The sequence below is a fragment of the Phenylobacterium sp. genome (assembly GCF_025934275.1).
Classification (GTDB): Bacteria; Pseudomonadota; Alphaproteobacteria; order Caulobacterales; family Caulobacteraceae; genus Phenylobacterium.
In genome coordinates this window covers 1-8579 of sequence record NZ_JAICYI010000092.1, presented here as the reverse complement: position 1 = coordinate 8579, position 8579 = coordinate 1, and the positions used below count along the sequence as shown (strand labels likewise).

The following is an 8579-nucleotide window of genomic DNA, read 5'->3' as shown; positions in this document are numbered from 1 at the left end:
CCGGGTCCGTCGCGGCGAGGGCCGTGGCCTGCAGGTCGCGGGCGAGCGCGATCCCGAGCTCGGTCAGCTCCTTCAGCACGCCGGCGTGCCGCTCGGCCATTTCCGCCCGTTCCGACATGAACAAAAGTAGAACATATCCGCCCCCGGGAGTCAAGCAATTCGCGGCGTCACCTGCGACGCGCGGACCAGGAGAACGTCAGCCAACCGGGTGGAAACCGCACCTTGCGGGCTGGCGCGGAAGTCCGCAACGGGTCGAAATAGGCGCCCTTGGCGCACCGGAGGCGGCGGACCTCTTGGAGGAGCAACCATGGAAGCGCGGATCCTCTATCCCGGCGACGAAGAGCTGCTCGCCGCGGCCGCCGCGATCGGCGGGGAGGACAACGATCCCAGCCCCGAGCGATGCCGCCAACTGCTCGCCGACCCCTGTTTCGTGGCCGCCGTCGCCTTGGAGAACGGGCGGCCCGTCGGCTTCACCTATGGTCACGTGCTGCCGCAGATGACCCGGACAGCGCTGCTGATCTACTCGGTGGACACGGATGCTCAGCATCGCAGGCGCGGTGCGGCGAGCGCGACGATCGAGGCCCTGCGGCGCCTCAGCGTCGAGCGCGGCTACTACGAGATGTGGGTGTTGACGAGCGCCGCGAACGAGGCGGCCATGCGCCTGTACGCCGGCTGCGGCGGCGTTCGCGAAACCGACGACGACGTCATGTGGGTGTTCCCGCTCGGCTCATGATCAACGGCGCCGCGGACGTTCGGCGACGGACGCCGCGCCCGGGCGTTAGTCAGGCGGGGCGGACGCGAGGTGTGAGCGGATGGGCAACTCGGTGATCGTCGTGCTCTATGTGGCGTGCATGGCCGCCATGATCGTCGGCGTGGACGTGGCGTTCTTCAGACATCACGTCTGGGAGCGGCTGATCGCCAACGTCGGCATCGTCGCGCTGTTCGCGGCCTTCTACCTGCGATTTGTCGGCCGCCCCTGGCGCCCCTGAAGTGAGCGGCGCGGCTATTCGTCGAATCCGACGAACACCGTCGCCTCGCGGACCGACTTGCGTTCGGAGACGACCGCGTTGGCCGGGAAGGTCTCGTCCGGCCAGCCCAGGGCGATGGACTTCATGATCACCTGGTCGTCGGCGATCCCGGCATGCTCGCGCACCACCGGCGACTGCATGATGCCCTGGCTGTTGATGACCGCGCCCAGGCCGCGCGACCAGGCGGCGTTGACCAGCGCGGTCGCCACGGCGCCGCAATCGAAGGGCGTGTCGTCGCTGCCGTGCAGGTCGCGGTCGTAGGTCACGATCACGCACACCGGCGCGTCGAACTGGCGGAAGCCGCGGAGCACCCAGTCCTGGCGCCCCGCCATGTCCTCGCGGGCGATCCCCATGGCGGCGAACAGCTGCTTGGCGACGCCGATCTGCCGCTCCCGGTGCCGGCCCGCGAAGGGCTGGCCGATGCGGAACTCGCGCGAATGCGGCACGCCGGCGAGGTTGCGCTCGGTGTTGCCGGCGCGGATGCGGTCCAGCGGCTCGCCCGTCACGACGTAGAAGTTCCACGGCTGGGTGTTCATCGACGAGGGCGAGCGCATCGCCAGCCCGATGATCTCCTCGATTAGCGCCCTGGGAACGGGATCGGGCTTGTAGCCGCGGATGCTGCGGCGACCGAGGATGACGTCATCGAACTGCATGCACCGGCCCCCAGGGATGGAGCCAGACCTTTAAGCGGACTCCGCGACGCTCCGCCAGGGGTCGAAGCCGAGCCGCGCGCCGCGCGCGGAGGCTAGCGCGCCCGGCCCAGGGCAGGGCTCTGCGGGCTTCCCTGGCCCTCCGCCCGGCTCAAGCCGTCGAGGAACAGGCGCCGGTATCGCGCTTCCGGGAACCAGGTCCGCACATACTTCTCGAGCGGCCCCGCCTCGCTGCGTTCGAAGTTCGCCAGCTCCCGCCGAGCCGGCTCGAGCTCGCCGAGATGACCGTGCAGCGAGGCCAGGATCGCATGGCTCAGCGGCAGCCGGTGCGTCGTGGTGCGGAACAGGGCGAGCGCCTCCTCCAACCGACGCTGCTGGAACCGGGCCGAGGCGAGATACATCCGCGCGAAGCCGCTGCGGTTCGAGATCGGATCCAGGCGCAGCGACCGCTCCAGATGAGCGGCCGCCAGCTCCGGCTCTCCCGCCCTCAGCCTTACCGAGCCGCTGATCAGCCACACGAAGGCGGAGGCCGGATTGAGCGAAATGGCTTCCTGCGCCAGCGCCAACCCGCGATCCAGGCGGTCGTCGAGGCCCGAGACGCCGGCCGCGACATGGGCGACCACCCTGGCGTCGCGCGGCGCCGCCGCCAGCGCCCGCTGGGCGTACGCCAGGCCGCGCCGACGGAACATCTCGATGTCGTCCGACCACTCATGATCGACGACCTGGCGATGGCAGACCACCGAGTGTCCAAGGGCCACGGCGAACTGCGGATCGAGCGCGATGGCGCGCTCCAACAGCTCGATGGATTCGAGCATCGGGGCTTTCCCCGGGAACCGGAACAGGTCCATGGCGCGCAGCAGCACATCGTAGCTGTCATGGTCGGCCGGCGGACGGCGCGACGCCGCGGCGAGCCGGATGTCCTCGACCATCGCCTCGAGCGCGCCGGCCACGCGCTCGGCCACGCCGTCCTGGATGGCGAACACGTCGCCGCCGGCGTCCTCGACGCGGTCCGCCCACAGCTCGGTGCCGGTGGGCGCGTCGATCAGGTGGACCGTCACCCGGATGCGCTCGCCGTCGCACCGGACGCTTCCGTCGAGCAGGTAATCGACGCCGAGCTCGCGCGCCGCTTCGCGCGGCGTGAGGTTCCGCCCCTCCACGATGATGCCCGCGCCGGCCGAGACCACCTCGAAGGTGGTGAAGAGCGACAGCGAGGTCACGATCTCTTCGACGATCCCTTCGGCGAGGTAGCCCTGCGCGGGATCGGGGCTGAGGGTCGTGAACGGCAGGACGGCCATTCGCGGCCTGTAGGCCCGCCGTACGGAAGACGAAGAGGCCGACGTCGCGCCGACCGCGGCCGGCTCGAGCCGGTAGCCGACCCCCGGAATGGTCAAGATCTTGAACGGAGGGTCCGTCCAGCCGGAGGCCAGCCGGCGCAGCTGGCCGATGCACCTGTCGACCGCATCGTCCGACACCGACAGCCCGCCCCAGCAGCGGACGACCAGTTCGCGGCGCGATATCACCTCGCTGGAGCTGGTCGCCAGCGCGACGAGCACCTGCATGACCCGCCGCTGCACGACCTGGACCTCGCCGTCGGCCTCGACCTGGCGCCGCGAGGGGCGGATGCAAAACCGTCCCAGATTGAGATCGGCCTCTCGCGCCAAGTCGACCCGACTCGGGGGAATGTAGTCGTACGAAAGCTTGTCCATTGAGACGGCGACGCCCCCGACACCGAACAAAGGTATACCATTTCAACCGGCCGTGTCGCCGTCACCCGCGCGACGGCGCCCCGGATTGACCGGGCCCAGTGCAAGGATTACGCCGCTCCGGTCCAGGCGGTGGGCGAACGGCGGAAGGCGGCGACGGCGGCGAGATGACAGCGGCCGCGGCACAGCTCGGCGACACGATGGGCGGGCGGACGCGGCCCGCGCTGCGGCGCCTCGCGGTCACCTGGATCCTGCTGCTCGCCTTTTCGCTGCAGACCTACATCGCCCAGACCCACTTCCATGCGCCGCCGGCGGCGCCTTCGCGCGCGGCGGCGGACCAGCCGGCCAAGCTTGTCGGCCACCCGCCGGCGCCGGCCGGCCAGGACGCCATCGGCTGTCCGCTTTGCCAGGTCGCAGCCGCGGCCGGCGCCTTCCTGGCGCCCGCCGTCTCGTCGCCGCAGCCCGCAAGGGCTTTCGCCGCGCTCGCCGCAAGGTCCCCGATCGTCGTCGGACTGGCGCCGGCGCCGGCGGGCTTCGCCTGGCGAAGCCGAGCGCCTCCACAAGGCTGATCCCATAGAGCTGGCGCCGCCGACGGCCAAGCCGCCCGTCGCGCGCGCCGTGCATGGACCGGGCTCCGCGCGGGTGCGCGGCGAGCCCTTGTGGAGACAGCCATGAAGGCAACCCCCAGATGCGTCTGGTTCGCCTCGACCGCGACAGCGCTGATGCTCGCCGGCTGCGCCGCCAGGCCGGACTTCAAGGCGCCGCCGCCGCCGGGGCCGCGGGCGCTCCCCGCAACTCCGCAAGCGACCGCCGCCGCGCCAGGCGTCGCGGCCGGCGAGCCGCAACGGTTCGTGCCGGGCGGCGAGATCTCGCACCAGTGGTGGAGCGTGTTTCACGCCCGCCGGCTCGACGCGCTGATCGACAAGGCGCTGGCGGCCAATCCCGACCTGGAGGCCGCCGAGGCCGCGCTGCGGGCCGCCCACGAGGGCGTGCTTGCGCAAAAAGCCGCCTACCTGCCGGCGGTCGGCGCCGACCTCACGGCCACGCGCCAGCGCCAGGCCGGCACGCTCGCGCCGGTCCCGAACGCCAACGTCTTCCAGTACAGCCTGTTCACGCCGCAGGTGAGCGTCTCCTACGCGCCCGACGTGTTCGGCCTCAACCGGCGCACCGTCGAACAGCTCGAAGCCCAGGAGCAGGCGGTCCGCTACCAGCAGGCCGCCGCCTACACCACCTTGACCGCCAACGTCGCCTCGACCGCGATCCAGCAGGCTTCGGTCGAGGCGCAGATCCGCATCACCCGCGAGCTGATCGCGACCGAGACCGAGCTGCTGCAGATCGTGCGGCGCCAATCGGCCAAGGGCTATTCGAGCGGCCTCGACGTGGCGGCGCAGGAGGCGCAGCTCGCCCAGACCAGGGCCGCCCTGCCGCCGCTCCTCAGGCAGTCCGCGCAGCTGCAGCACCAGCTGGCCGCCCTGACCGGCGCATTTCCCGGCGAGGCGCCCGCCGCCGGCCTGCAGCTCTCCGACCTGGAGCTGCCGAGGGACCTGCCGGTCAGCCTCCCCTCGGCGATCGTGGCGCAGCGCCCGGACGTGCTGCAGGCGCAGGCCAACCTGCATGCGGCGAGCGCCGGGATCGGCATCGCGGCGGCGAACCGGCTTCCGAACATCCAGCTGACGGGCGACGCCGGCAGCACGGCGCTGACGCTGGGGCGGCTGTTCGGGCCGGGCACGGGGTTCTGGACGCTCGGCGCCGCGGCGGCCGCGCCGCTGTTCGACGGCGGCGCCTTGCGGCACAGGGCGCGCGCCGCGCGCGCGGCCTACGACCAGGCCGCGCAGCAGTACCGCAGCACCGTGCTCGCCGCGTTCCAGAACGTCGCCGACGTGCTCGCGGCCCTGGAGCAGGACGCCGAGGCGCTGAAGGCCGCGGCCGCCGCGGACCGGGCCGCCCGGACCACGCTGGAGGGCCTGAAGGTCCAGCTGAAGGACGGCTACGCCGGCTATCCGGCGGTGCTCGCCGCCGAGCAGGCGTACGGCCAGGCCGAGCTCGGCCTGGTGCAGGCGCAGGCCAGCCGGTTCTCCGACACCGCCGCCCTGTTCCAGGCGCTGGGCGGCGGATGGCGCGGCGCCGCGGCCGCGGGAGGCGATCATGGCGGATAGGCCGGTCTCCGCCCGGCGCGCCGCGGCGCTGGCGCTCGTCGTCCTTGCCGCGGCGGAGCTCGCAGGCTGCTCCCGCCCAGACCAAGCCGCCGCCCAGGCCGCCCCGTCGCTGGTGACCCTGACCGCGGCGCAACGGCAGCGGATCCGGCTGTTCACCGTGACGCCGGGAAGCTTCCGCGACACCGTCCAGGCGACCGGCGTGGTGGACTTCGACAACGACCAGGCGACCGGCGTGCTCGCGCCCTTCTCCGGCCCGGTGGTGCGCCTGCTGGTCTCGCCGGGCGACCATGTCGCCAAGGGCCAGCCGCTGGCCCTGGTGCAGTCCTCGGACTTCGGCGCGGCGGTGAGCGCCTATCGCAAGGCCGCCGCGGCGGCGGCCAACGCGCGCAGGCTCGCCGACATCGACAAGGACCTGGTGGCCCACCATGGCCTCTCCGCCCGCGAAGCGGCGCAGGCCGAGACCGACGCGGTGGGAGCCGAGTCCGACCTGGCGGCGGCCCGGCAGGCGCTGAGCGCCATGGCGGTCCCCGAGGCGACGCTGCGGGCGATCGACGCGGGCCGGCCGATCTCGCGCCTCGAAGGGGTCATCCGCTCACCCATCGCCGGCGTGGTGGTGGAGCGGCCGATCACGCCCGGCCAACTGCTGCAGGCCGGCACGACGCCATGCTTCACCATCGCCGACCTGTCGCGGGTGTGGGTCAACGCCCAGCTGTTCGGCGACGACGTCAAGCGGGTGAGGGTCGGCGATGCGGCGCAGGTCGCGAGCGACGGGACCAACTATGCGGGACGGGTTCAGACCGTGGCCTCGGAGGTCGATCCCGCCACCGGCGCGGTCACCGCCCGGGTGGCGCTCGAGAATCCCGGCGGCGTGCTGAAAAAGCAGATGTACGTCCGTGTGGCGATCCAGGGCCGCACGGTCAGCACGGGCCTGCTGGTCCCCGCCTCGGCGATCCTGCGCGATGACGAGAACCTGCCGTTCGTCTACCTCGCTGCCCCCTCCGGCGGGTTCGCGAGGCGACGCGTGACGATCGGGCCGCGGGTGGGCGAGGCCTACGACATCACCGAAGGACTCGCGGCCGGCGACCGGGTGGTCGTCGACGGGGCGATCTTCCTGCAGTTCATGCAGAGCCAATGAGCGAGCCGCCGCTGCAGCCGAAGGCGGTCGGCACGGTGATCAACCGGATCGTCGGCGCCTCGCTGAACCAGCGCCTGATCGTGGGGCTGCTGACCATCGTGCTGATCGGCGCGGGCCTGCGGGCGCTCGCCCGGCTGCCCGTCGACGCCTATCCCGACCTGTCGCCCCCGATGGTGGAGATCATCACCCAGTGGCCCGGCCACGCCGCCGAGGAGGTGGAGCGGCTGATCACCGTGCCGGTCGAGAACGGCGTGAACGGCATCCCGAAGGAGGCGACCGTCCGCTCGGTCTCGCTCTACGGGCTTTCGGTCGTGACCCTGACCTTCGACACCGGGACGGACACCTACTTCGCGCGCCAGCAGGTGTTCAACCGGCTTCCAGGGCTCGAGCTGCCGAGCGGGGTCGCCCCGTCGGTCTCGCCGGATTCCTCGCCCTCCGGCCTGATCTACCGCTACGTGCTCGAGAGCCCAGACCGGTCCCCCACCGAACTGAAGACGCTCGAGGACTGGGTCGTCGAGCCGGCCTACCGGTCGGTTCCCGGGGTGGCCGACGATTCCGGGTTCGGCGGCGGCGAGATGCAATACCAGGTGCTGCTCGATCCCGTCCGCCTGGCCGGCCACGGGCTGACCGTGGCCCAGGTGGAGAGCGCGCTCGCGGCCAACAACAACAACGCCGGCGGCGGCTTCTACGCCCAGGGCGGCCAGTTCTACTACGTGCGCGGCGAGGGCCGCATCCGCAGCCTGGCGGACATCGGCGACATCGTGCTCGCCGTGCACGCCGGCACGCCGGTGCTGGTGAAGGACGTGGCCCGCGTGCAGCTCGGCGTCGCGCCGCGGCTCGGGGAGTTCGGCTACCAGCGCAGCGACGACGCCGTCGAGGGCGTCATCCTCATGCGCACCGGCGAGAAGACCCAGACCGTGCTGAGCCGCGTGGAGGCGAAGACCCGGGAGCTGAACCAGCGGAACCTGCCCAAGGACGTGAAGGTCCACCCGTTCTACGACCGCAGCGACCTGATCGCGCTCACCACCCGCGTCATCGAGGGCAATCTCCTCAGAGGCGTGCTGCTGGTGCTGGTGGTGCTGGTGTTCTTCCTCACCGACCTGCGCGCCGGCCTGATCGTGGCCGTCACCATTCCCCTGGCCCTGCTGTTCGCCTTCGTCTGCCTAGACCTGCAGGGCGCATCGGCCAACCTGCTGTCCATCGGGGCCGTCGACTTCGGCATCCTGGTCGACGGCGCGGTGTTCATGGTGGAGAACATCTTCCGCCAGATCGCGGCCCACAAGGAGCGGCCGCTTCCGGCGCTGGAGATCATCCGGGCCGCCGCCGCCGAGGTCGACCGGCCGCTGGTCTATGCGGTGGCGGTGATCGTCGCGAGCTTCCTGCCGATCTATGTGCTCACCGGGCCGTCGGGCACGCTGTTCAGGCCGATGGCCGACACCATGATCTTCGCCTTGGCTGGCTCGCTGGTGTTCACCCTGACGCTGCTGCCGGTGCTCTGCTTCTGGTTCATGCGCCACGGCGTCGCCGAACGGCGCAATCGCGCGCTCGAGGCGGTCCACCGGGCCTACGCCAGGGGCCTGGACTTCTGTCTCGCGCGGCCCTGGAAGACCACGGCCGCGTGCGCGGCGCTGCTCGCCGCCTCGCTGCTGCTGACGCCGCGGATCGGCGCGGAGTTCATGCCCCACCTCGACGAGGGCGCGCTGTGGGTCCGCGCCACCATGCCCTCGACCATCTCGCTCGAGGAGTCCGCCAAGGTCACGCCCAGGATCCGCGAGATCCTGAGCGCGTTCCCGGAGGTGACCACGGTCGCCTCTGAACTCGGGCGGCCGGACGACGGCACCGACCCGACAGGCTTCTTCAACGTCGAGTTCTACCTCGGGCTGAAGCCCTATTCGCAGTGGAAGGGG

Annotated in this window: 8 protein-coding genes; 6 read left to right on the top strand and 2 right to left on the bottom strand. The window is 71.7% G+C overall.

Annotation, left to right across the window (positions count from 1 at the left end):
- The first annotated feature begins 307 nt into the window (after positions 1-307).
- Positions 308-733, top strand: coding sequence for a GNAT family N-acetyltransferase (locus tag Q0W60_RS16905; protein ID WP_297697254.1), 426 nt, complete (start codon positions 308-310; stop codon positions 731-733).
- 79 nt (positions 734-812) lie between these two features.
- Positions 813-989: a hypothetical protein gene (locus Q0W60_RS16900; RefSeq protein WP_297697253.1), complete on the top strand. Its 177-nt coding sequence runs from the start codon at positions 813-815 to the stop codon at positions 987-989.
- A 14-nt stretch (positions 990-1003) separates the two neighbouring features.
- Here Q0W60_RS16900 and Q0W60_RS16895 read toward each other — a convergent pair whose 3' ends face one another.
- Both Q0W60_RS16895 and Q0W60_RS16890 read right to left on the bottom strand, forming a co-directional pair.
- A complete protein-coding gene (locus Q0W60_RS16895; protein ID WP_297697252.1) occupies positions 1004-1681 on the bottom strand; it encodes a nitroreductase in 678 nt (225 codons plus the stop codon).
- Between the two features lie 92 nt (positions 1682-1773).
- Positions 1774-3384, bottom strand: a complete 1611-nt coding sequence (locus tag Q0W60_RS16890; RefSeq protein ID WP_297697251.1) for a winged helix-turn-helix domain-containing protein — start codon at positions 3382-3384, stop codon at positions 1774-1776.
- 164 nt (positions 3385-3548) lie between these two features.
- Between Q0W60_RS16890 and Q0W60_RS16885 the strand changes: the two genes are divergently transcribed.
- From Q0W60_RS16885 to Q0W60_RS16870, 4 genes are all read left to right on the top strand, one after another.
- Entirely contained in the window at positions 3549-3950 is a 402-nt protein-coding gene (locus Q0W60_RS16885) for a hypothetical protein (RefSeq protein ID WP_297697250.1), read from the top strand.
- A 102-nt stretch (positions 3951-4052) separates the two neighbouring features.
- Complete coding sequence (locus tag Q0W60_RS16880; protein WP_297697249.1) at positions 4053-5537, top strand: efflux transporter outer membrane subunit; 1485 nt, start codon at positions 4053-4055, stop codon at positions 5535-5537.
- A complete protein-coding gene (locus tag Q0W60_RS16875) occupies positions 5527-6672 on the top strand; it encodes an efflux RND transporter periplasmic adaptor subunit (RefSeq protein ID WP_297697248.1) in 1146 nt (381 codons plus the stop codon). Before Q0W60_RS16880 ends, Q0W60_RS16875 begins: the two co-directional genes overlap by 11 nt.
- The coding region (locus Q0W60_RS16870; protein WP_297697247.1) for an efflux RND transporter permease subunit at positions 6669-8579 on the top strand (1911 nt) is incomplete at its 3' end. The genes Q0W60_RS16875 and Q0W60_RS16870, both read left to right, overlap by 4 nt.

What these genes read in the sequence shown, in the direction of transcription:
- Q0W60_RS16905 (WP_297697254.1), top strand. Translation starts at nt 308, where the DNA reads ATGGAAGCGCGGATCCTCTATCCCGGCGACGAAGAGCTGCTCGCCGCG.
- Q0W60_RS16900 (WP_297697253.1), top strand. Translation starts at nt 813, where the DNA reads ATGGGCAACTCGGTGATCGTCGTGCTCTATGTGGCGTGCATGGCCGCC.
- Q0W60_RS16895 (WP_297697252.1), bottom strand. Translation starts at nt 1,681, where the DNA reads ATGCAGTTCGATGACGTCATCCTCGGTCGCCGCAGCATCCGCGGCTAC.
- Q0W60_RS16890 (WP_297697251.1), bottom strand. Translation starts at nt 3,384, where the DNA reads ATGGACAAGCTTTCGTACGACTACATTCCCCCGAGTCGGGTCGACTTG.
- Q0W60_RS16885 (WP_297697250.1), top strand. Translation starts at nt 3,549, where the DNA reads ATGACAGCGGCCGCGGCACAGCTCGGCGACACGATGGGCGGGCGGACG.
- Q0W60_RS16880 (WP_297697249.1), top strand. Translation starts at nt 4,053, where the DNA reads ATGAAGGCAACCCCCAGATGCGTCTGGTTCGCCTCGACCGCGACAGCG.
- Q0W60_RS16875 (WP_297697248.1), top strand. Translation starts at nt 5,527, where the DNA reads ATGGCGGATAGGCCGGTCTCCGCCCGGCGCGCCGCGGCGCTGGCGCTC.